The sequence below is a fragment of the Streptosporangium sp. NPDC048886 genome (assembly GCF_055586905.1).
Window position 1 is genome coordinate 23828 of record NZ_JBVJHH010000057.1, and the last position, 20337, is coordinate 44164.

Annotated in this window: 23 protein-coding genes and 1 tRNA gene; 16 read left to right on the forward strand and 8 right to left on the reverse strand. The window is 72.4% G+C overall.

What is annotated here, in order from left to right; translation table 11 throughout:
- Positions 1-89 precede the first annotated feature (89 nt).
- From ACZ6R6_RS43590 to ACZ6R6_RS43600, 3 genes are all read left to right on the forward strand, one after another.
- On the forward strand, positions 90-281 hold the full coding sequence (locus ACZ6R6_RS43590) for a hypothetical protein (RefSeq protein ID WP_306866443.1): 192 nt from the start codon (positions 90-92) through the stop codon (positions 279-281).
- Positions 278-904, forward strand: coding sequence for a DoxX family protein (locus ACZ6R6_RS43595; RefSeq protein WP_470102812.1), 627 nt, complete (start codon positions 278-280; stop codon positions 902-904). Before ACZ6R6_RS43590 ends, ACZ6R6_RS43595 begins: the two co-directional genes overlap by 4 nt.
- A 152-nt stretch (positions 905-1056) precedes the next feature.
- The gene (locus ACZ6R6_RS43600; protein ID WP_470102813.1) at positions 1057-2829 is read left to right on the forward strand and encodes a serine/threonine-protein kinase; all 1773 of its coding nucleotides are present in this window, start codon (positions 1057-1059) and stop codon (positions 2827-2829) included.
- An 86-nt stretch (positions 2830-2915) separates the two neighbouring features.
- Here the strand turns inward: ACZ6R6_RS43600 and ACZ6R6_RS43605 are convergent, their stop codons facing one another.
- Positions 2916-3941 (reverse strand): M48 family metallopeptidase, encoded by a 1026-nt coding sequence (locus tag ACZ6R6_RS43605; protein ID WP_470102814.1) that lies wholly within the window; start codon positions 3939-3941, stop codon positions 2916-2918.
- Between the two features lie 74 nt (positions 3942-4015).
- On the opposite strand from ACZ6R6_RS43605, the gene nadD reads away from it, so the two are divergent.
- The 4 genes from nadD (at position 4016) to ACZ6R6_RS43625 (ending at position 6005) form a co-directional block, all read left to right on the forward strand.
- Positions 4016-4636: a nicotinate-nucleotide adenylyltransferase gene (nadD, locus tag ACZ6R6_RS43610; RefSeq protein WP_470102815.1), complete on the forward strand. Its 621-nt coding sequence runs from the start codon at positions 4016-4018 to the stop codon at positions 4634-4636.
- A gap of 134 nt (positions 4637-4770) precedes the next feature.
- A complete protein-coding gene (rsfS, locus tag ACZ6R6_RS43615) occupies positions 4771-5178 on the forward strand; it encodes a ribosome silencing factor (RefSeq protein WP_306866456.1) in 408 nt (135 codons plus the stop codon).
- Positions 5175-5807, forward strand: a complete 633-nt coding sequence (locus ACZ6R6_RS43620; protein WP_470102816.1) for a histidine phosphatase family protein — start codon at positions 5175-5177, stop codon at positions 5805-5807. The genes rsfS and ACZ6R6_RS43620 overlap by 4 nt, the downstream gene beginning before the upstream one ends.
- 125 nt (positions 5808-5932) lie before the next feature.
- Positions 5933-6005 (forward strand) — tRNA-Ala (locus ACZ6R6_RS43625).
- Positions 6006-6185: 180 nt separating this feature from the next.
- Here the strand turns inward: ACZ6R6_RS43625 and ACZ6R6_RS43630 are convergent.
- The 3 genes from ACZ6R6_RS43630 to ACZ6R6_RS43640 form a co-directional block, all read right to left on the reverse strand.
- Positions 6186-6854, reverse strand: a complete 669-nt coding sequence (locus ACZ6R6_RS43630; protein ID WP_470102817.1) for a DUF998 domain-containing protein — start codon at positions 6852-6854, stop codon at positions 6186-6188.
- A 167-nt stretch (positions 6855-7021) separates the two neighbouring features.
- Positions 7022-7615: a PadR family transcriptional regulator gene (locus ACZ6R6_RS43635; protein WP_470102818.1), complete on the reverse strand. Its 594-nt coding sequence runs from the start codon at positions 7613-7615 to the stop codon at positions 7022-7024.
- Between the two features lie 521 nt (positions 7616-8136).
- Positions 8137-9117, reverse strand: a complete 981-nt coding sequence (locus ACZ6R6_RS43640) for a helix-turn-helix transcriptional regulator (RefSeq protein WP_470102819.1) — start codon at positions 9115-9117, stop codon at positions 8137-8139.
- A 63-nt stretch (positions 9118-9180) separates the two neighbouring features.
- Between ACZ6R6_RS43640 and ACZ6R6_RS43645 the strand changes: the two genes are divergently transcribed.
- A complete protein-coding gene (locus ACZ6R6_RS43645; RefSeq protein ID WP_470102820.1) occupies positions 9181-9630 on the forward strand; it encodes a hypothetical protein in 450 nt (149 codons plus the stop codon).
- Positions 9631-9722: 92 nt separating this feature from the next.
- Here ACZ6R6_RS43645 and ACZ6R6_RS43650 read toward each other — a convergent pair whose 3' ends face one another.
- Complete coding sequence (locus ACZ6R6_RS43650; RefSeq protein ID WP_470102821.1) at positions 9723-11063, reverse strand: HAMP domain-containing sensor histidine kinase; 1341 nt, start codon at positions 11061-11063, stop codon at positions 9723-9725.
- Positions 11060-11737, reverse strand: coding sequence for a response regulator transcription factor (locus tag ACZ6R6_RS43655; RefSeq protein WP_470102822.1), 678 nt, complete (start codon positions 11735-11737; stop codon positions 11060-11062). Before ACZ6R6_RS43655 ends, ACZ6R6_RS43650 begins: the two co-directional genes overlap by 4 nt.
- Before the next feature lie 50 nt (positions 11738-11787).
- On the opposite strand from ACZ6R6_RS43655, the gene ACZ6R6_RS43660 reads away from it, so the two are divergent.
- A complete protein-coding gene (locus tag ACZ6R6_RS43660; protein WP_470102823.1) occupies positions 11788-12441 on the forward strand; it encodes a hypothetical protein in 654 nt (217 codons plus the stop codon).
- Between the two features lie 18 nt (positions 12442-12459).
- Here ACZ6R6_RS43660 and ACZ6R6_RS43665 read toward each other — a convergent pair whose 3' ends face one another.
- A complete protein-coding gene (locus ACZ6R6_RS43665) occupies positions 12460-12957 on the reverse strand; it encodes a 2-thiouracil desulfurase family protein (protein WP_470102824.1) in 498 nt (165 codons plus the stop codon).
- A gap of 86 nt (positions 12958-13043) precedes the next feature.
- On the opposite strand from ACZ6R6_RS43665, the gene ACZ6R6_RS43670 reads away from it, so the two are divergent.
- The 6 genes from ACZ6R6_RS43670 (at position 13044) to ACZ6R6_RS43695 (ending at position 17776) form a co-directional block, all read left to right on the forward strand.
- The gene (locus ACZ6R6_RS43670; RefSeq protein ID WP_470102825.1) at positions 13044-13406 is read left to right on the forward strand and encodes a hypothetical protein; all 363 of its coding nucleotides are present in this window, start codon (positions 13044-13046) and stop codon (positions 13404-13406) included.
- Positions 13403-13783 carry a hypothetical protein gene (locus ACZ6R6_RS43675; RefSeq protein ID WP_470102826.1) on the forward strand — a complete coding sequence of 127 codons (381 nt, stop codon included), beginning with the start codon at positions 13403-13405 and terminating at the stop codon, positions 13781-13783. The genes ACZ6R6_RS43670 and ACZ6R6_RS43675 overlap by 4 nt, the downstream gene beginning before the upstream one ends.
- Positions 13784-13844: 61 nt before the next feature.
- Entirely contained in the window at positions 13845-14528 is a 684-nt protein-coding gene (locus ACZ6R6_RS43680) for an SRPBCC family protein (protein ID WP_470102827.1), read from the forward strand.
- 200 nt (positions 14529-14728) lie between these two features.
- Positions 14729-15958 (forward strand): CynX/NimT family MFS transporter, encoded by a 1230-nt coding sequence (locus ACZ6R6_RS43685; protein WP_470102828.1) that lies wholly within the window; start codon positions 14729-14731, stop codon positions 15956-15958.
- Positions 15959-16025: 67 nt separating this feature from the next.
- A complete protein-coding gene (locus ACZ6R6_RS43690; RefSeq protein ID WP_470102829.1) occupies positions 16026-16868 on the forward strand; it encodes an alanyl-tRNA editing protein in 843 nt (280 codons plus the stop codon).
- Between the two features lie 107 nt (positions 16869-16975).
- Positions 16976-17776 carry an SAM-dependent methyltransferase gene (locus ACZ6R6_RS43695; RefSeq protein ID WP_470102830.1) on the forward strand — a complete coding sequence of 267 codons (801 nt, stop codon included), beginning with the start codon at positions 16976-16978 and terminating at the stop codon, positions 17774-17776.
- Positions 17777-17907: 131 nt separating this feature from the next.
- On the opposite strand, the gene sigJ is transcribed toward ACZ6R6_RS43695, so the two are convergent.
- Positions 17908-18795 carry an RNA polymerase sigma factor SigJ gene (sigJ, locus tag ACZ6R6_RS43700; RefSeq protein WP_470102831.1) on the reverse strand — a complete coding sequence of 296 codons (888 nt, stop codon included), beginning with the start codon at positions 18793-18795 and terminating at the stop codon, positions 17908-17910.
- A gap of 110 nt (positions 18796-18905) precedes the next feature.
- On the opposite strand from sigJ, the gene ACZ6R6_RS43705 reads away from it, so the two are divergent.
- The gene (locus ACZ6R6_RS43705) at positions 18906-20336 is read left to right on the forward strand and encodes an MFS transporter (protein WP_470102832.1); all 1431 of its coding nucleotides are present in this window, start codon (positions 18906-18908) and stop codon (positions 20334-20336) included.
- Position 20337 lies beyond the last annotated feature (1 nt).

Genomic DNA, 20337 nt, shown 5'->3' on the forward strand with positions numbered 1-20337 from the left:
GCCGGCCCGGTTCAGCACCTGCCCGGTCACCGAATGTAGTAGCGTGTCGCTCCAGGTAATCGAAGCCTCTTGTGGTTTGACTGGGCTTCATGGAAATCGTGGTCGCATTCCTGTTTGTCAGCCTTGTGCTGCTCACGCTCGACAGGATGATGCTGTGGCTGGAGCGCCGGGGACATGTGAACTGGCGGCGCACCGGCCGCCGGAGCCTGTCGGCCGAGCCCACGGTTGAGCTGGACAGCCTGCTGGCGGCCCCCTCCCACGAGAGCGCGCACCGGCCATGAGACGGGCCCTCTACGACCTGGCCGCGCTGATCGCGCGGCTCGTCCTCGGCGTGGTCTTCATCGCGCACGGCTGGCAGAAGCTCAGCGCCGGGGGCGTCGAGGCCACCGCCGCCATGTTCACCTCGGCGGGGGTCCCGCTGCCCAGGGCGGCCGCCGCGTTCGCCATCGTCGTCGAGCTCGGTGGTGGGGTCCTGCTCATCCTGGGACTGCTGACCCCGCTCGTCGGCCTCCTGATCGCCGCCGACATGCTCGGCGCGTTCGTCTTCGTCCACTCGCGTGCCGGAGTGTTCGTCACCAAGGGAGGGTTCGAGCTGGTCGGGGCCCTGGGCTCGGCCGCCCTGCTGCTGGCCGCGGGGGGAGCGGGCCGGATCAGCCTGGACCACCTGATCTTCGGCCGCCGGAGGGAGGCGCGCCGTCGGGGGGCGGAGAACGTCCCGGCGTACGTCCCGCCCATCGCGGCCGAGCCGCTGCGGCCGGTCCCGCCCGCCGCCGCCCAGCCGCCGGCGCAGCCTCCCGCGGCCGAGCCCCAGCCGCCCACGCCGCCCGGCGAGCCCCAGCCGCCCGCCCCGCCCGGCGGCGAGCCCCGCCCCGGGCCGCCGGACGCCGGGCCCCCGCCACGCTGATCTTCCAGCGGGTACGGCGCGCCGCCGGATATTCGTCACACCTGCCCGCTATGGTGTTGTCTCCTATGGCTGGAGGGCAGGGGAGCGAGCGCAAGCGAGCGACCCGATAGGCACAGCGGTCTTGGACCCATGTGGCCGACGCGGGAGGTCACGTGGGTCGTCTCGGGCGAGTCGGCCCCTATACGTTGGTGGAGCGCCTCGGCCGGGGCGGCATGGGCGAGGTCTACCTCGCCACCAGCCGCCGGGGCGAGAACGTGGCGCTCAAGATGCTCCACGACGTCGTCGACTCCGACTCGGAGGCCCGAATACGGCTCGAGCGCGAGGTCCGCGCTCTCCGCAGGGTCGAGAGCCCCTACGTCGCCCGGGTCGTCGACGCCGACCTCGCCTGCGAACGGCCCTACATGGTCATGGAGCACATCGAGGGGGAGACCCTCTTCGACCGCGTACGGCGTGGCGGCCCGCTCAAGGGGGCCGCCCTGATCTCCCTCGCCCAGGGCCTGGCCACCGCACTGTCGATCATTCACGCGGCCGGGGTCGTCCACCGTGACCTCAAACCCGCCAACGTGCTGGTCAACGCCGGAGACGAGCCCGTCCTGATCGACTTCGGCATCGCCCAGGTCCTGGACGCCACCCGGCTCACCCTGACCGGCACCTTCCTCGGCACTCCGAGCTACGCCGCCCCCGAGCTGTTCGTCGACGAGCCCGTGGGCGAGCCCGCCGACGTGCACGCCTGGGCGGCCACGGTGGCCTTCGCCGCGACCGGGCGCCCCACCTTCGGCCGGGGCACGGTCGAGGCGCAGATGTACGCCATCCTCAACGGCCAGGCCGATCTGGCGGGCATCCCCGCCGCGCTGCTCCCGCTGATCCGCGCCGCCCTCCACCGTGAGGCGGCCAAACGCCCCACCGCGGCCCTGCTCGCCGCCCGGCTGGCCAGGCTGGCCCGTGCGGCCTCGCCCGAGCCGGCGCCCGCGGCGGCCCGGCCGGCGGGGGAGAAGGCCGCTCCGGCCACCTCCAGGAGGCCGGAGGCGCGGGCCAGGTCCGGGGCCAAGACGGAGGAGTCCGCGCGCGGCGGCCGGCCGGCGGTCAGGACTGGTGAGGCCGACCGCGGGGCGCGTCCGATCGCGGCCGGGGAGGCTCCCCCGCGCGGCGGCCGGCCGGCCGCCCTCACCGGCGAGCCGTCCCGAGGGGCGCGGCCGGCCGCCGGAGCGGACGGGCCCGCGCGTCCGGCCGCGGGCGGCGACGGGACGTCCCGGGGGGGCCGGCCGGCCGCCGCGGCGGGGGAGCCCTCCCGGGCGGCCCGGCCCGCGTCCGGCGGGACGGGGGGCAAGCCCGGCCGGGGGACGCCCAAAGGGCGGCAGGCCGACGGCGCGCCGGCCTCGGAGACCATGGGCGCCGGCAGGGCGAGGCCGCTGCCGACGGGGAGCGCCGCGCTGATCCTGCTGGCCGTGCTGGCCGTGCCGTGCGTGGTGGCCACGGTGATCTGGCCGCTGGCGACCTTCGCGGTCACCGGGTTCTTCGCCGTCCTGGCCCGTGCGATCTGGGCCGGGCACTGGGCGGTCAAGAAGCGCAAGTCGGCCAGAGTCCGGGGCCTGCTGCGCGTGGTGAGCTTCCCGCTGACCTTCACGGTGTCGCTGCTGACCGCGCTGGCCTGGCCGGGGCTGCCCGCGGCGGGGCTCGCGGGCCTGGCGCTGTGGCTGGTCCTCGGCGCGTCGCTGCCGCCGGAGTGGTGGCTGCGCCCCGCCCCCGTCGCGGTCGCGGGCATCGTGTTCGGTGTCGTCTGCGGCGGGATCATCGGCCGCGAGGTCGAGCGGATCAGCGCGGAGATCCCCGAACTCCGCAAAGAGGGGCTGCGGGCGCTCGCCGTGCTGGGCGGGTTCGTCGCGCTGTGCGCGGCGGCGGTGCGCGGGATCGCCCTCCTGGTCTGAGAGCCGGTGCCCGTCACCGGCCGAGCGGTGCTCTTTCACCAGAAAGGTCCAGAAGATGATCTTCTGGACCTTTTCTGAGGCTCGGCCTAGTTGCCGTCGCGGCGGGAGAAGCGGTTGAAGATGCGCTCTCCGGCGTTGACCGCGCCCTCGGCCACGTCACGCAGGACGCCGATGAAAGGGTCCTGCGACTGCGACCAGGACTCGCGGTAGGAGCGGGCGGCGGCCTTGACCTCCTCGGAGATCTTGGCGTTGGAGTCGTCGGCGCGGCGGGGGTAGGCGCCGCCGAGGATCGTCTCGTATTCGCCGCCGCGGCGCCACTTGTCCAGCTCGGCGACCCGGGAGACCGCGAACGGGTGGGTGGTGCCCAGCAGGTTGAGGACCTTGAGCAGGCCGTCGCGGACGTCGCCCGCCGTGTCGTATTCGCGGGCCTGGTCGAGGAACGCCTCGATGTTCATCTCGTGCAGGCGCGACCCGCCGGCGAGCTTCATCAGCGCGCGCAGCGCGGCGTCGGTGTCCTGGCCGCAGAGCAGGCCGCCGCGGTCGGCCGACAGCTCGGACTTGCGGTGCCACTCCTCCAGGCCCGCGACGATCGCGCGCAGGCCGATGTAGCCGAGCGGGATCCAGGCCACGCGGGTGGCCAGGCGGGTGAGGATGTCGAGCATGGTGCGGTAGACCGCGTGGCCGGACAGGATGTGCGCGGTCTCGTGGCCGATGACGAAGCGCTGCTCCTCCTCGTCCATCAGGTCGAGCAGGCCGGTGGAGACGACGATGAAGGGGTCGTCGAAGCCGATCGCCTTCGCCTGGACCAGCGGGCTCTGCTGGACGTAGACCTCGGGGATGCGGTGGAGGTCGAGCGTGTAGGCGGCGTCGCGGCCCATGTCGTGCAGGGCGCGGAACTGGGTCTCGCTGGTGCGCACGGCCGAGGCGAGGTAGATCAGGCGCAGGCGGCGCTCACTGATCAGGCCGGACATCTGCTTGAGCACCGTGTCGAATCCGCTGAGCGAGCGCAGGGCGACCAGCGCGGACCGGTCAGCGGGATGTTCGTAGGCACGTGAGCTGATGCCGGGGAGCTGCACGCGGTTGCGATCCGGGGTGGTGGTCATGTCCGGCATGCTACGTCGGGTGCGCCTGGCACGCGCGGGGGGCGGGCAAAAGCCGGGTACGGCTTGCGCGTATGGTCCCTTCCATGATGAACGCGCCTACCGGCCAGGGGAAGCGACGTCTGGGCGTCATGGGCGGCACCTTCGACCCGATCCACCACGGGCACCTGGTCGCCGCCAGCGAGGTCGCGCACCACTTCGACCTCGACGAGGTGGTCTTCGTGCCGACCGGGCACCCATGGCAGAAGGCCGACAAGACGGTCTCCGCGCCTGAGGACCGGTATCTGATGACGGTCATCGCGACCGCCTCCAACCCCCGCTTCTCGGTCAGCCGCGTGGACGTCGACCGTCCGGGCCCGACCTTCACCATCGACACCCTGCGGGAGATCGCCGCCGCCTGGGGGCCGGACGTGGAGCTGTACTTCATCACCGGCGCCGACGCCCTCGCCCAGATCCTGAGCTGGCGAGACGTCGACGAGCTGTTCACCATCGCCCACTTCGTCGGCGCCACCCGGCCCGGCCACGTCCTGCACGACCCGGGGCTGCCGGAGGGCAAAGTCAGCCTGCTGGAGATCCCGGCGCTGGCCATCTCGTCCTCGGAGTGCCGGGAACGGGTCGCCTCCGGGCAGCCCATCTGGTATCTCGTGCCGGACGGTATCGTTCAGTACATCAACAAGCGCGGTCTCTACCGCTACGTGAGCCCCTGATCGACCGCCAATTCGTTTGCGGAGCGGAATCGGGTGGCACACGATAGGCGTTGTATCTGTGGTGCCCTCCTCGGGCATCCGATCGGGCACCCTGACAGGTGACAGCGCCGACTACAGGAGGACTAACCGACACCGTGACCGCAACCGACAGATCCGTCCAGCTCATCAGGCTCGCCGCCGAGGCCGCCGCCGACAAGCTGGCCGATGACATTCTCGCCTACGACGTGAGCGAGCAGCTCGTCATCACCGACGCCTTCCTGCTCTGCTCCGCCACCAACGACCGTCAGGTCCGCGCCATCGTCGACGAAATCGAAGACCGGCTCCGGATCGAGGCCGACGCCAAGCCCGTCCGCCGCGAAGGTGAGCGCGAGGGTCGCTGGGTCCTGCTGGACTACGTCGACATCGTCGTCCACGTCCAGCACGAGGAGGACCGCACCTTCTACGCTCTCGAGCGCCTGTGGAAGGACTGCCCCTCCATCGCCCTGCCCGACAGCGTGACCCAGGTCGCCGCCCAGCGCGCCCGCCAGGCGGTAACTGAGTGAGCCGCCGGGTCGTCTGCCTGAGGCATGGCCAGACGCTCTGGAACGTCGAACGCCGCTTCCAGGGCCACAGCGACATACCGCTGGACGAGACCGGTATGGCGCAGGCGGCCCGCGCCGCCTCGCTGCTCGCCGCCCTCCGCCCCAGCATGATCGTCTCCTCGGACCTCCAGCGGGCCGTGGACACCGCCTCGGCACTGGGGCGGATCACCGGCCTGAACGTGGCCGTGGACAAGGATCTGCGCGAGCGCGGGGGCGGCGAGTGGGAGGGGCTCACCCGCGAGGAGATCTCCACGGGCTGGCCCCGGGAGTTCGCCGACTGGGAGGCCCCGGGCGGCGAGCACGTCACCGACGTCGCCAAACGGGTGTCGACGTCGGTCCGCCGCTGGGCGGCCGAGCTCGACCCCGACGGTCTGCTGGTGGTCGCCTCCCACGGGGCGGCGCTCCGCCTCGGCATCGCCAGCCTGCTGGGCCTGCCCGAGGAGCTCTGGTCGGCCCTCGGCGGCCTGGGAAACTGCTCGTGGTCGGTGCTGGAGGAGGGCCGCAAGGGCTGGCGCCTGCTGGAGCACAACGCCGGGACCCTGCCCGAGCCGGTCAAGAGCGACGACAGTCCCGAGGCCACGAACGCCTGACTCCCCGGCGAGGCTTGCGCCCGGGGATGACGGGCGCGAGCCGTACGGCCGTCGATTAGGTGAACACGCGGTTGTCCCTATATGCTTCCGAAGCGCCGCAACGAGAGCACTCGGAGCGGTGACCAGGGGCTATGGCGCAGCTGGTAGCGCGCCTCCATGGCATGGAGGAGGTCTGGGGTTCGAATCCCCATAGCTCCACAGCAGGGCCGTTCCTGGACGGCCCGAAGGGAGTCGAGATCCCGTCTGATCATCCTGATCAGGCGGGATCTTGTCGTTCTCAGGCGTGTGTGGCCGCCGACGAGTCCCTCCGAGGGTGTGGGGCGGTCGCGGCGGAGGGCGCGGGCGGTGTGCGGGCCTCCACGGAACCCGGCGGTTCGATCAACGGGTCTGCCGGAAGACGGGCCAGGCCATGGCGACGAATGCGGCGAGAACGACGCTGACCAGCAGCCGCTGGACCAGACCCGCGATGCCGTGGCCGGCTCCCTCGACGGTCGGCTCGAACGTCAGGAAGAACCCGACGACCAGAGCCAGGGTCACCGGGCTGGCGACGAGCAGCCAGAGGCCCAGTCGCCGGTGGCGCCGGGTGGTCCGGAACAGCGAGCCGGCGACGAGGAAGCCGACTACGGGGACTCCGGCGGCGAGGAGGAATCCGATGGAGTGCGGCACCATCGCCTCGAGATCGAAGACGCCGTCGATGATCATCCCGACCGGTGTGGCGGCGAGCAGGACCGCGCATGTCATGCGCGCCGTCCGCCGGCGCTGTGTCTCGACGGTCATGGCGATGCCGGCGACCCCGGCGAGCAGCATGACTCCGCCGACGACGAAGGCCGCGTTCATGAAGGGCGCCGTGTCGCCCAGCCCCAGGCCGCTGATCGGCTGGGCGATGGGCGAGTAGGGCTCGATCCGGGTGCCGAAAATCGGGTAACCGGTGCTGACCAGGCCGAGGATCAGCCAGGCGAGTGTGAACAGTGTCGGTCCGGCGATGGCGCCGAGCGCGAGCCATCGAGCCACGGTCGAGGTCGAGGTGATCGGGGTCGAGGTGGTCATGGGCCTGTACCGCCTTTCAGGTGTCGGGATCCGCTCAAGCAGAGCCCGTGGCCGGCGCCCGGGGCTCTTGGCCGCCCGAGGGAGGGCCGCTCCGGGTCTCCCCGGAGCCCGGTGGATCCGGGGAGGCCGGATCGACGACAACGATCTTCACGAGAACCTTCCAGACGTCATTGCGGGTCGAAGACTTTGCGCCACGACGAGATGTAGTCCGGCTGCTCGAGCGCCGGGACGAGCCGGGTGACGAAACGGTGCTCGGCCTCCAGCAGCGTGAGGCGGTATTCCTCCTCCACCAGGAACACCCAGGGCAGGCCGCCGTCGGTGGCGGCCCGTACCCTCTCGCGGATCCCGCCGATCTCGGTGACCAGCGCCTGTGAGCGCCGTTCGAGCAGCTCGACGGCCTCCGCGGGCGGAAGCACGCTCAGCAGCGACAGCGCCACGCCGAAGTGCGGATACTCCTCTCGGGGGGTGGCGACCAGCTCGCGCAGCCAGTCATAGAGCTCGTGCCGGCCCTCATCGGTGATCGAATACACCGTGCGCTCCGGCCGCTCGGTGTCCCGTACGGTCTCCTGCTCGGCGATGAACCCCGCCTTGGTCAGCTGCCGCACCACCATGTACAGCGATCCCCGGTTGTACTTGAAGCTCCGGTCCTTGTCGGTCTCCTGCAGCCGCCGGCCGAGCTCGTAGGGGTGCATCGGCTCCATCAACAGGAACGCCAGCACCGCCAGGGCCAACGGGTTGGACACCTTGCGCCGCTGCTCCATCGCGACCTCCGTAGTTGGTATCAACTATCCATAGCTGTCTAGTTGATGTCAACTATATGGCTCGGCCGGGTCCCGGATCTGATGGGCCTCGGAACCGCGCCGGCTCCGGCCCCGGGGCGCTCTCTCCCGCTCGGGCCGCCCGCTCCGGGCGGCTCGCTCCGGTCGGACGCCTGCTACAGGTCGGTGCCCGTCGCGCACGATAACCGGTGCCATGCGGGTCGGTGTGCTGGGCGCGATGGAGGTGCGGGACGCCGTGGGCGGCCCGATCGCTGTGGGCGCTGCTGGCGATGCCGGTGCTCGACGCCGGACGGATCGTCACCACCGAACGGCTGATCGACGGCCTCTACGGCGAGCAGCCGCCGGGCAACGCCGCCAACGCGCTCCAGTCTCAGATCTCCCGGCTCCGCCGGCCCGGAGGCGGCCGGCCTGGTTCAGGGGTGGTCGTCCCGGTCCGGTGCGGAGGTGGTCGGCCTGGTGCGGGGCTGGCCGGCCCGGAGGCGGTCGGCTGGGCGGAGGGGACCTCAGCCGGCCGTGTCGTAGCGTCGCGCCAGGGACCTCACGGTCTCCGCCATGAGGTCGCGCAGCTCGGCGGGGGAGACGACCTCCAGATCCACGCCGAACCGCAGGAACTCGCTCAGGGCGTTCGGGAGCGACTCGATCGGGACCGTGACCTGTGTCCAGCCGTCCGGGCCCGGAGGCCGCGCGGTGGCCTCGGCCGCCCGGAGGAGGGCCGGGCGGGCCATGTCGGGAAGGCGCTCCATCCCGTGCGGTGAGAGCCGGATGACGGCCTCACCCTGGTGGAGCCGCGCCTCGAACTCCTCCAGGGCGCCGTTCCAGTGGGCGGCGAGGTCGAAGCCGGCGGGCCGCTCGAAGGTCTCCGGGAGCGCGTGCAGCTCCAGGATCTGGGAGACCCGGTAGGTGCGCAGGTCCTGTCCGGTGCGGGCGATGAGATACCAGCGGCCGGCCTTGAGCACCAGTCCGTACGGCTCCAGCGTGCGGAGCACCTCCTGGGGGGCCTTCCAGCGGCGGTAGCGGATCTCCAGGCGGCGCTCGTTCCACACCGCGTCGGCGACCGCCGCGAGGTACGGGGTCTCGTCGGCGCCGTGGTACCAGTTGGGAGCGTCGAGGTGGAAACGCTCGCGGATCCGCCCGGCCCGGTCCCGGAGCTCCACCGGGAGCGCGGCCATCAGCTTGAGCTGGGCGGCCGTCACCACCGAGCCGAGGCCGAGCTCGGCGGCGGGTCCCGGCATCCCGGCGAGGAACAGCGCCTGCGCCTCTCCCGAAGTCAGGCCGGTGAGCCGGGTGCGGTAGCCGTCGAGCAGCCGGTAGCCGCCCGAGGGGCCGGCGTCGCCGTACAGGGGGACGCCGGCGGAGTGGAGCGACTCCACGTCCCGGTAGACGGTCCGGACCGAGACCTCCAGCTCCGCCGCCAGCTCCTGGGCGGTCATCCGGCCCCGGGTCTGCAGCAGCATCAGCAGGGAGAGGAGCCGGCTCGCACGCATGACCTGAATTATCCGCGAAAACACTGACAGCAGATGTCAGTGACCTGGCCCTAGCTTCCAGGCATGAACGACTTCGACTTCCTCACCGGCACCTGGAACGTGGTCAACCGGCGGCTCGTCAAGCCCCTCACCGGCAGCACCGAATGGCAGGAGTTCCCCGCCACCTCCGTCGCCCGGCAGGCGTTCGGCGGCGCGGCCAACATCGACGAGATCACCTTTCCGAGCTTGGGGTTCTCCGGGCTCACCCTGCGGCTGTTCGACGTCGAGCGCGAGGAGTGGTCGCTCCACTGGGCCAGCAGCCGGACCGGGACGCTGTTCCCGCCGGTCGTGGGCCGCTTCACCGGCGGCACGGGGGAGTTCTACGGCGACGACACCCACGAGGGCGCCCCGGTCAGGGTCCGCTTCGTCTGGTCGGAGATCACGGCCGCCGCCGCCCGCTGGGAGCAGGCATTCTCCGCCGACGGGGAGAAGACCTGGGAGACCAACTGGATCATGGAGCTGAGCAGGGCGTAGGGCCGCCGCGCGGCGGGCGGTGCCCGTACCGCCCCGGCCGGACCGCGCCCGCGCCGGGTGCCCGGGACCGTGGGGTCAGGGGGACAGCGGGGTCAGGGGGCCTTCCTCCTGCGCGGCCAGCCGCCGCCGACCGGCCGCCGGCTCCCGCGCGGGGCGTGGTCGCGCCGGTCGGTGCGCAACCACAGCTGAACCCCGGCGCCGCCCAGGGAGGAGACGTCGATCCGCAGCGTGCCGCCGGAGCCTTCGGCGAGCCGGCGGGCGATGTCGAGGCCGAGGCCGGTGGAGCCCGAGCCGCTGGCCCCGCGCCGCAGGGCCGTCTCGGGATCGGGGATGCCCGGGCCGGCGTCGGCGATCAGCACGCCCACCGTGCCGGCGCCCCGGTGCAGGGTCACCGTGAACGCCGTGCCCTCGGGAGTGTGCCGGAAGACATTGCCGAGCAGCGCGTCCACCACGGCGCTGAGCTCGGTGGCCGCGACCGGGACCGGGGCCGGATCCGCGGCGCCGATCAGCTGCCACGGGCGCTGCTGGTCCTCGGCCAGGGCGGACCAGAAGGTCAGCCGTTCGCGCAGCACGTGGGCGGCGTCGCAGGAGACGGACTCCGGCGCCCGGGAGGGTTGCCGGGCAGCCGCGATGATCTGGTCCACCTCGGCCTCCAGGCGGGCCAGGGCCTGGCGGCTCTGCTCGGCCTCCGGCCCCAGGTTGTCCAGGCTGAGCCGGAGCGCGGTGAGCGGGGTCCGCAGCCGGTGAGACAGGTCGGCGGCCATCTCCCGCTCGGCGGCCAGCAGCCGCACGACCCGGTCGGCCATGGTGTTGAACGCCTCTCCTGCGGAGACGAGTTCGGGCGGCCCCTCGGGCTCGATGCGGACGCTGAAGTCCCCGGCGCCCAGGGCGCCGGCGGCCCGCCCGAGGCGCTGGGTCGAGCGCACCACCCGCGCCCCCAGCCGGTCGGCGACCAGCACCGAGCCGGCGACCAGCGTGACCGCGACCCCGGTCAGCACCGCCCATGACTTGGTGACGCCCTGGGTGAGGTCGCCGGCGGGCACGAAGATCTCGATGACCACGGTCCGGCCGCCGTCCAGGACGACCGGGCGCAGCAGGAGGTAGCCGGTCTCGGTCTCCGCCGTCACCGCCCGCGTCAGCCGGGAGGCCGTGACCACGCTCTCGGCGGGCGCCCGTACGGTGCCCACCGATCCGCCGTCCGGCAGGTGGACCGCGATCCGGTCTCCCGCCCCGGTGCTGACCAGCGCGTGGGTCAGCCGGGCCGGGTCCACCGTGATGGCCAGGACGGGGACCAGCGCCGACGCCTGCCGTTCGGCATCGGCCATGGCCCGGCCGTGAGCGATCTCCTTGACGATGAGTCCGAGCGGGATCAGGAAGGCCAGGGCGATCATCGAGGCCCCGGCGACGGCGAGCAGGGCCAGGGTCCGTCTCACGAGGGTGTGATCAGCATGACGCCCACGCCGCGCACGGTGTGCAGGTAGCGGGGGGCGGAGGCGCTCTCGCCGAGCTTGCGCCGCAACCACGACAGATGGACGTCGATGGTCTGGTCGTCGCCGTAGGACTGCTGCCACACCTCGGTGAGTAGCTCCTTGCGGGAGACGACCCGGTCGGCGCGGGCGGCGAGATAGGCCAGCAGGTCGAACTCCCGCCGGGTCAGGGAGAGCGGCGCGCCCTCCACCGCGGCCTCCCGCCGGTTGAGGTCCACCGAGAGCCCACCGACGTGCAGCACCGACGGCGGGGCCGCGGCCCTGGCCCGCCGCAGCACGGCGTCCAGCCGGGCGTTCAGATGGTCGCCGGAGAACGGCTTGACCAGGTAGTCGTCCGCGCCAGCCTCCAGCAGGCGGACGATCTCCGCCTCGTTGTCCCGGGCCGTGGCCACGATGACCGGGACACTGGAGACGCTGCGGACCATCTTCAGCGCCTCCGATCCGTCCAGGTCGGGCAGGCCGAGGTCGAGGACCACCACGTCCGGGGGGTTCTGGGTGATCTCCCGCAGCGCGTCGAGAGCGCGTCCCGCGCTGCGCACGGCGTGCTGGCGCCTGCTCAGTTCCTGAATGATCGCGGAGCGCACGTACTCGTCGTCTTCCACCACCAGCACCGTCGCCATGCGACGTAACCGTAGTGAACAAAGAGGTATGTGAGGTAATAATTCACCGCATGCGGCAGACCCTTGGTTTCCTGGCGGTGTGGTGCGGAGCCACGGTCCTGGCGACGTCGATAGCCTGGTTCGGCGTCAGCGACGTGCTGGGCGGCCAGGTCTTCGACGACGCGAGGATCGAGCCGATCAACGCCGCGATCAGCCGGATGGAGGCCGCGCCGCTCCCCTCCGGGGCGCCCACCGGCCCGGCGGCCGCGCTCGGCACGCCGACCGCCTCCGCCTCCTCCGACCAGCGCGCCCCCGCCCCCCGCCGCACCCCGGCCGGGCCCACCCACAACACCGCCCGCCCACGGGCCACCCGGTCCCCGCTGGAGGCCCCGCACATCACGGTGCGCTCGCCCGCGAGCGCCGAGCCACGGCCGTCGGCGACCGCCGCCACGCCCAGGCCGGCCCTGTCCGCCGCCGCGCCCGGCCCCTCGGTCCCGGCGGCCTCCGAGGGGAAGGTGCGCGTGGTGAACGTCGGGGGCGGTTCGGTCTCGTTCGTCATCGAGGACGACAGGTGCCGCCTGGTCGCGGCCGCGCCCAACGTGGGTTTCGAGGCCAAGGTGTCGCAGGCGCTCGGCTGGATCCGGGTGGACCTGGTCCGGAACGGGCACGGCACGGCGGTCTTCTGCATCGGCGGGGAGAACCGGACCGACACCTGGGAGTATTAGGCCCCTCCCCCGGGAGTGTCAGGCCCCTTCGAGCTCGCGCAGCCGTTCTCCGGCGTCGGCGACGCGGTCCTCGGCGAACACCGCGATGCCGTGCAGTTCGAGCAGGGCGGTGGTGACGCCGTTGCCGGGCAGGCGGCGGCCGCGGAAGGTGCCGTCGTAGACGGTCAGGCTCCCGCAGGAGGGGCTGCCCTCCTTCAGGATCGCCACCTTGACGCCGAAGGATCGGGCGACGGCGAGCGCCGCCTGGGCCCCGGCGAGGAACGCCTGCGTGACGTCGCTCCCGTCGGTGGCCAGCACCCGCGCGGCCCCGGCGAGCACGGCCGCGCCCCCGGCGCCGCCCTCGATCTCGGCGGCCGGGCGGGGGACGGGCAGGCCGCCCTCGACCTCCGGGCAGAACGGGACGAGCCGTCCCTCCTGCCGCCAGGTGGCCAGCAGCGCGTCGCCGCTCGTCTTGGCGGCCCCGTCGTAACGGACCTTCCGCCCCATCAGACAGGCGCTGACCAGGATCCTCTCCATGGATCCAGCCTATGCGCCGCGGGAGGGAGGGCGGCATGGCCGGGCAGTACCCTACTGGTCATGTCCTTCACCCCTGTGATGTCCCGATGATCGGCCCGCTCGCGACCGGGGTGATCGTGCTGTCGCTGCTGATCGTTCTGGCCGCGATCGTGACCGCCGCGCGGAACCGGGCGATGGGGACGGTCCTGCTCGTCGCGCTCGGGGTGCTGGAGGTCGGCCTGCTCGTCCAGGCCGGTTTCGCGGTCGCCGGGATGGTCCGGGGCGAGGGGCCGGACGAGACGGCCACCCTCATCGGCTATCTCGCCGGCACGCTGGCGATCCCGCCGGCCGCGGCGTTCCTGGGGCTCGCCGAGCGCTCGCGGTGGGGGGCGATCGTGATCGCGGTGGGGAGCTTCGCCGTCTGCGTCATGGTCGGGCGGCTGCTGCAGATCTGGCAGGGGACGGCATGAGGGAGCCGGCCATCGGCAGCGGGCCGGGCCGCGCGCTGGTCGCGGTCTACGGGGTGTTCGCCCTGGCGGCCGGGGCGCGTGCCGCCGTGCAGATCGCCACGCGGTTCGGTGAGGCCCCGCTGGCCTACGCGCTGTCGGCCTTCGCCGCGGCGGTCTACGTCGTGCTCACCGTGGCGCTGGCCCGGGGGGACCGGCGGCTGGCGCTGGCCGCCTGCGGCATCGAACTGGCGGGGGTCCTCGTCGTCGGCACATTGAGCATGGTCGACCCCGAGGCGTTCCCGCGCGCCACGGTCTGGTCCGGCTACGGCAGCGGCTACGTGTTCATCCCGCTCCTGCTGCCGGTGCTCGGGCTTTATTGGCTTTTACGCCGCAAGTAGTTAGGGTCCGACCCCCTCGGGCAGGTCTGCTCCCCGAACCCACAGAAAGGGAGGCAGCGCTGTGAGCACGATCGAACAGTCCGTCGACGTGAACGTCCCGATCAGGACCGCGTACAACCAGTGGACCCAGTTCGAGAGCTTTCCCGAGTTCATGGAAGGCGTCGAGTCGGTCAAGCAGCTGGGCGACACCCGTACGGCGTGGGTCGTCGAGATCTCGGGCGTCCGCCGCGAGTTCGAGGCCGAGATCACCGAGCAGCACCCCGACGAGCGGGTCGCCTGGAAGTCCGTGGACCGGCCGCACCAGGCCGGCGTGGTGACCTTCCACCACCTCGGACCGGAGATCACGCGGGTCACGCTCCAGATGGAGTACGACCCGGAGGGTTTCGTCGAGACCGTCGGTGACTGGCTGCAGATCGTCCGCCTGCGGGTCCGGGGCGACCTGGAGCGTTTCAAGACCTTCATCGAGGCGCGTGGCGCCGAGACGGGAGCCTGGCGCGGCGACGTCCCCGGCCCGCAGGACCGCGGCACGGGCGACTTCGGTCCGGGCGGAGGCGTGGGCCTGAACGAGCGGCCCGTGGGCGGCACGGGCAGCGGCTACGGCTTCGACGAGCCGGCGCCGCCGCGCACGGTCGGCGGGGGATACCCGCCGGAGTCCCCGCTCCCGCCGCCGGGAACCGGCCCGCTGCCGCCGGCCGGACGCCGGCCGGGCGAGGAGGCGCCGCCGGCCCCCGGGCCGCATATCTGACGCCCGCGTCTGACGCGTGAGAGAGCCGGGTCACGCCCTGTAAGGGGCGGGGTGGCCCGGCTTTCACACTGTCAGGGGTTGGCGGGGAGTTGCCGGGGTTCGGGGAGACAGGAACAAAACGGCATTTCAGTCCTGTTACAGTTGCAGTCTGCCAATCATCCTACGATTGGTTGAATCGCTGAAGGAGGACTGAGCCCCCCATGACCGTGCTAACCCAGGAGACACGGGGCCGCACCGGTGGAACGACGGGATCCCTGGCCTGGCTGCTTGTGGCGGGGATCGTCCTCGCCGCGCTGAACCTGCGCACCGCCGTCACCAGCGTGGGGCCGGTCCTCGACCACATCTCCTCCGGCCTGGGCATGTCCGGAGTGGGGGTGGGACTCCTCACCACACTACCCGTGCTCATCTTCGCCTCGGTCGGTGCGCTGACCCCGGCGCTGGCCAGGAAGGTCGGGGAGCACCGGCTGCTGCTGATCGCCCTGATCACTCTCGGCGCCGGCCTGCTGATCCGCTCGATGGTGGGCTCGGCGGGGGTGTTCCTGTTCAGCAGCGCCCTGGCGCTGTCCGGGGGCGCGGTGGGCAACGTGCTCATCCCCACCCTGATCAAGCGCCACTTCCCGGGCCGGGCCGGGACCATGACCACCGTCTACACCACCGCGCTCGCGGTGGGCACGATGCTCGCGGCCGCCGCGACCGTGCCGATCGAGCGGGCCGCCGACGGCAACTGGCACGTTGCCCTCGGGGTGTGGGCGGCGCTGGCCGCTGTCGCCGCCATTCCGTGGCTTGCGCTGTTGCGCAGTGAGCCGGAGCGGGACACCGGAAGCAGCGATCTCGGGCCCCGGGCCCTGGTCCGGAGCAAGCTCGCCTGGTCGGTCGCGGCCTATTTCGGCACGCAGAGCATGGTGGCCTACATCATGTTCGGCTTCCTGCCCAAGATCCTCACCGACGGCGGCTACACCAGCGGGCAGGCGGGGCTGGTGCTGGGCGTCTTCACCGCGATCGGCATCCCGGTCTCGATGGTCGTGCCCTGGATCGCCTCGAAGTTCTCCGACCAGCGGCCCGTGGTGGCGGCGTTCGTGGCCTTCTACACGGTCGGCTTCCTCGGACTCTGGCTGGCCCCGGCGGGTGCGGCCTGGGCGTTCGCGGTGCTGGTCGGCATCGGGATGGGATCCTTCCCGCTCGCGCTGACCATGCTCGCCCTGCGCACCCGCACCCCGGAGGCCACCGCCGCGCTGTCGGCCTTCGGACAGAGCGCCGGATACCTCATCGCGGGCGCCGGGCCTTTGGTCGTCGGCGTGATGCACGAGTCGACCGGCGGCTGGACGCTGCCGTTCCTGCTGCTGTTCGCGGTGATCGGGGTGCAGCTCGCGACCGGCTGGTACGCGGGCCGCTCCCGCTACCTGGAGGACGAGCGGGTACTCGCCGGGTGACCTCTCCCTCGCGGTACGGCTTGCGCCCCATCGGGGGCGGCGCAAGCCGTACTGGCATGATGAGGGGATGGAAATCGGTGGGTCGACGCTGGTCAGCTATCCGGCAGGTGAGATTCGGGGACGTTCGACGGTCGTGGGGACCGTGCCGGTGGGGGACCGGCACGGGACGATCGTGGCCCGGACCCCGTTCCACCCGCTGGACCACACCTGGCCGGACCAGCCCGCCGACACCGGGACGATCGGCGGGCTGGCGGTCGTCGACTGCGTGACCGGCGCCGTGGAGGAGGGCGGGGAGACCGTCCATCTCGGCGAGGACATCCCGGTGCGCCGGGGCACCCCCGGCTGGAGCTGGCTGGTCGTCCACGTCACCGACGCGCCCGTGCCGGAGCAGGAGGTCGAGCTGGTGGTCGACGCGGCCGGCCGCCGCGCGCTGTCGGCCGGGCACACCGCCTGCCACCTCGCCGCGCTCGCGCTCAACGCGGCGCTGGCCGGCCGGTGGCGCAAGGAGATCACGGCCGACGGGCTCGGCCACCCCGACTTCGACCAGACGGCCATCGTCTCCTCGCGGATCCTGCCGGACGGCAGCCGGGACGTCTACCGCCTGGGCAAGTCCCTGCGCCGCAAGGGCTTCACCGCCGAGGGGCTGGCCGAGGACCTGCCGGAGATCGCCCAGCGGGTCGACGACCGGCTCAAGGAGTGGGTCGCGGCCGACGTCCCGGTCTGGATCGACAGCCCGGGCCCCGAGCTGACCGCCCGCCGCACCTGGCACTGCGGCCTGCCCGGCGGCGAGGTCGTCATCCCGTGCGGCGGCACGCACCTGTCGCGCACCTCCCAGCTCGGCTCCGTCACCGTCACGCTGGAGCTGTCCGGCGACGGCTCCGAACTGACCATGCACACCGCCGTCGGCTAGCCCGCCGCCGAGCGGCCCGTGGCGGACGCGGGATCGTCGTGGCACGTCGCCCCGTCCGCCCCGCCTATGATCGCCGTCGAGTGGGTGGTCGTAGGCAAGGAGTGGTTGTGGCCGTAGAAGTGGCACCGCAGGGCGTCGACCCGCGCATCCCCAACGCGGCGCGGATGTACGACTACTACCTCGGCGGCAAGGACAACTTCATCGCCGACCGCGCGGCCGCCGACATGGTGCTCGCCGTCGCCCCGGAGATGCGCGAGGTCGCGCGGCAGGGGCGTGAGCTCGTCGCCCGGGTCGTGCGGTACCTGGTCGGCGAGGCCGGGATCCGCCAGATCATCGACATCGGCTCCGGCCTGCCGACGCGGGAGAACGTGCACGAGATCGCTCACCGGCTCGCCCCGGAGACCCGCGTGGTCTACGTCGACCACGACGAGGTCGTCTGCGCCCACGGCCGCGCGATCCTGGCCGAGCCGGAGAGGGTGACCATGGTCTGGGGCGACCTGCGGGCACCCCAGGCGATCATCGACTCGCCCGAGGTCCGCAAGCTGGTCGACTTCGGCCAGCCGGTCGCCGTCCTGATGATGTTCCTGCTCCACCTCGTCCCGGACGCGGACGGGCCGCAGAGCGTCGTCGCCGCCTATCGGGACGCCCTGCCGGCCGGGAGCTACCTGGCGCTCTCCCACGCCGCTTCCGACGGCCGCCCCGAGGTCATGGCCCACATCTCGACGATCTACCGGAGGACGGACTCACCGTTCGCGCCCAGGAGTCGCGAGGAGATCGGCCGCTTCTTCGGCGACTTCGAGATGGTCGGCCCGGGCCTGGTCAACATCTGGCCGTTCGCCGAACTGCCCGAGTCCGTCGACCGGGACCTGGCGAGCATGGGTTACGGCGGGGTCGGCAGGAAGCGCTGACGTCCGGCCGCCCGCGTCGCCTCCTCGCCGAGGTGCCGGGTGCCCCGGGCGCGGAGGTCCTCCGCCACCGGGGCCGCAGCCGCCGCTTGACGGTGATCGCGCTCGGCGGCGCCCGGGGCGGCTCCGCGACGTCACAGGCGCGGCATCTTCTCCGGGCTGGCGACCAGGAAGACGGTCTGGATCAGACCGTCCTCGATGACCAGGGAGAACACCGAGACCGGCCGCCCGCCGGCGGTCACCACGGCCGCCGGCGCGCCGTTGACGTCCGTCACCGCCACCTCGAGGTCCGGGGTCAGACCGGTGTCCAGCGATCCCAGGAACCTGCGCGTGCCCCTGTCCGAGGCGGCGGAGAGCAGGAAACGCGCCACCTTCCGGTCGCCGGTGACGACCCGGAGAGGGGCCCGGACCTTCCCGCCGCCATCGCTGACCAGCGACACGTCGTGGGCGAGCATCGCGGTCAGCGCGTCCAGGTCACCGCCGGTGGCCGCGCCGATGAACCGCTCGGTCAGCCTGCGCCGCTCGGCGCGGTCCACCTCGAAGCGGGGCCTGCGCTCCTGCACGTGCTGCTTGGCCCGCCGGGCGAGCTGCCGGGCCGTCGTCTCGGTGCGGCCGATGATCTCGCCGATCTCCGCGTACGGCAGGGCGAACGCCTCCCGCAGCACGAACACCGCGCGCTCCAGGGGGGACAGGGTCTCCAGCACCACCAGCAGCGCCAGTTCGACCGAGGCGGTCAGCTCGGCGTGCTCGGCCACGTCGGGCACGGCGCCGACCAGCTCGGGCAGCCACGGCCCGACGTATGACTCCCGCTGCGCCCTCACCCGCCGCAGCCGGTCGATGGAGAGCCGGGTCGTCACCCTGATCAGGTAGGCCCGGTCGTCCTCGACCGCGGCCGTGTCCACCCCCGACCAGCGCAGCCAGGCCTCCTGGACGACGTCCTCGGCGTCGGTCACGGTGCCCAGGACGCGGTAGGCGACCGCGGTCAGCAGGGCTCGGTGTTCCTCGAAGCGATCGATGGCCATGGGAGTAAAGACGTATCACGCTATCCCTGGCGTGACATGACCCACGCGATGACGTTTTCTACCTACGATCTACCATTTGATTGCGAAAGTCGGCGGCAGAGGGGTGGTCCGTGACAGAGACAGTCGTCGCCGATCCGAGCGCGGTGCCGCAGGGCAGACAGCTCTGGCTGACCTTGCTGGCGCTCTCCATCGCCGGGATGGTCGTCTCCGTCCAGCAGACCGTGGTGATCCCGCTGCTGCCCCGGCTGATGGTCACCCTGGACGTGCCGGTCGCGGAGGTCACCTGGGTCTTCACCGCCTCGCTGCTCGCGGCGGCGGTCGCCACGCCGCTGCTGTCCCGCCTCGGTGACATGTACGGCAAGAAGCGGATGATCCTGTTCACCGTCGGCCTGCTCGTCCTGGGCTCGGTGGTCTGCGCGCTGTCGGGCTCCCTGGCGGTGCTGATCGCCGGGCGCGCCCTGCAGGGCGCGTCGGCGGCGCTGATCCCGCTGGCCATTGGCATGATCAGGGACAGCTTCCCGCGCACCCGGGTGATGACGGCCATCGGCGTGGTCAGCGCCACCATGGGCGTCGGCGGCAACCTCGGCATGATCGTCACGGGTCTCATCGCCGACCGCACCCCCAGCCACCATCCGGTCTTCTGGATCACCGCGGGGCTCGCCGCGGCGGCGTTCGTACTCATCGCGCTGAGCGCCCACGACACCGGGAGCAAGGCCGGCGGCCGCCCCGACTTCATCGGCGCGGCGCTGCTGTCCTGCTGGCTGGTCTGCCTGCTGCTGGCGATATCCAAGGGCAACGACTGGGGCTGGGGATCCGGACGGGTCGTCGGGCTGTTCGCGGGGGCGGCGGCGCTCTGCGCGATATGGGTGTTCAGCCAGCTCCGGGTCCGGGCGCCGATGGTCCGGCTGCATCTGCTCGTCGGCGGCCGCTCCCTGCAGGCCAACCTGGCCTCGCTGCTGCTGGGCTTCGCGATGTTCGGCTCGTTCGCCCTGGTCTCCAGCTTCATCCAGACGCCGCCGTCGGCCGGATACGGCTTCGGCGGGTCGGTCCTCGACGTCGGCCTCTACGCCCTGCCCAGCACCGTGACCATGCTGGCCGCCTCCTTCATGGCCGGCCGCCTGTCGGCCCGCCTCGGCCCGGCCCACTCCCTCGCCCTGGGCGCGGCCCTGTGCGCGGCCGGATTCGGCTGGTTCACGCTCTTCAACGCCTCGGTGCTCGACCTGCTCGGGGCCAACGCGCTGCAGGGGCTGGGCTTCGGGGTCGCCTACGCGGCACTCGGCGCGCTGGCCGTACAGCATGTGCCGATGGACCAGAGCGGCATCGCCAGCGGCATCAACTCCCTGGTCCGCTCCATCGGCGGCAGCGTCTCCGGCGCCGCGACCGCCGCCCTCCTTACCTCGATCACCATCGCCGGGACCGCGATCCCGTCCCGCGACGCCTACGTCCTGTCGTTCGCGATCATCACCGTGAGCGCCATCGCCTCCGCCGCCGTCGCTCTCGTCTCCGGCATGATGGCGCGCGGGGTGCCCGGAGTCGGCTAAG

Bases quoted from the DNA above. Each gene is read 5' to 3' on its own strand.
- ACZ6R6_RS43590 (WP_306866443.1), top strand. From the start codon at position 90: ATGGAAATCGTGGTCGCATTCCTGTTTGTCAGCCTTGTGCTGCTCACG.
- ACZ6R6_RS43595 (WP_470102812.1), top strand. From the start codon at position 278: ATGAGACGGGCCCTCTACGACCTGGCCGCGCTGATCGCGCGGCTCGTC.
- ACZ6R6_RS43605 (WP_470102814.1), bottom strand. From the start codon at position 3,941: ATGCCGGACATGACCACCACCCCGGATCGCAACCGCGTGCAGCTCCCC.
- nadD (WP_470102815.1), top strand. From the start codon at position 4,016: ATGATGAACGCGCCTACCGGCCAGGGGAAGCGACGTCTGGGCGTCATG.
- ACZ6R6_RS43630 (WP_470102817.1), bottom strand. From the start codon at position 6,854: ATGACCACCTCGACCCCGATCACCTCGACCTCGACCGTGGCTCGATGG.
- ACZ6R6_RS43635 (WP_470102818.1), bottom strand. From the start codon at position 7,615: ATGGAGCAGCGGCGCAAGGTGTCCAACCCGTTGGCCCTGGCGGTGCTG.
- ACZ6R6_RS43640 (WP_470102819.1), bottom strand. From the start codon at position 9,117: ATGCGTGCGAGCCGGCTCCTCTCCCTGCTGATGCTGCTGCAGACCCGG.
- ACZ6R6_RS43645 (WP_470102820.1), top strand. From the start codon at position 9,181: ATGAACGACTTCGACTTCCTCACCGGCACCTGGAACGTGGTCAACCGG.
- ACZ6R6_RS43655 (WP_470102822.1), bottom strand. From the start codon at position 11,737: ATGGCGACGGTGCTGGTGGTGGAAGACGACGAGTACGTGCGCTCCGCG.
- ACZ6R6_RS43660 (WP_470102823.1), top strand. From the start codon at position 11,788: ATGCGGCAGACCCTTGGTTTCCTGGCGGTGTGGTGCGGAGCCACGGTC.
- ACZ6R6_RS43665 (WP_470102824.1), bottom strand. From the start codon at position 12,957: ATGGAGAGGATCCTGGTCAGCGCCTGTCTGATGGGGCGGAAGGTCCGT.
- ACZ6R6_RS43670 (WP_470102825.1), top strand. From the start codon at position 13,044: ATGATCGGCCCGCTCGCGACCGGGGTGATCGTGCTGTCGCTGCTGATC.
- ACZ6R6_RS43675 (WP_470102826.1), top strand. From the start codon at position 13,403: ATGAGGGAGCCGGCCATCGGCAGCGGGCCGGGCCGCGCGCTGGTCGCG.
- ACZ6R6_RS43685 (WP_470102828.1), top strand. From the start codon at position 14,729: ATGACCGTGCTAACCCAGGAGACACGGGGCCGCACCGGTGGAACGACG.
- ACZ6R6_RS43690 (WP_470102829.1), top strand. From the start codon at position 16,026: ATGGAAATCGGTGGGTCGACGCTGGTCAGCTATCCGGCAGGTGAGATT.
- sigJ (WP_470102831.1), bottom strand. From the start codon at position 18,795: ATGGCCATCGATCGCTTCGAGGAACACCGAGCCCTGCTGACCGCGGTC.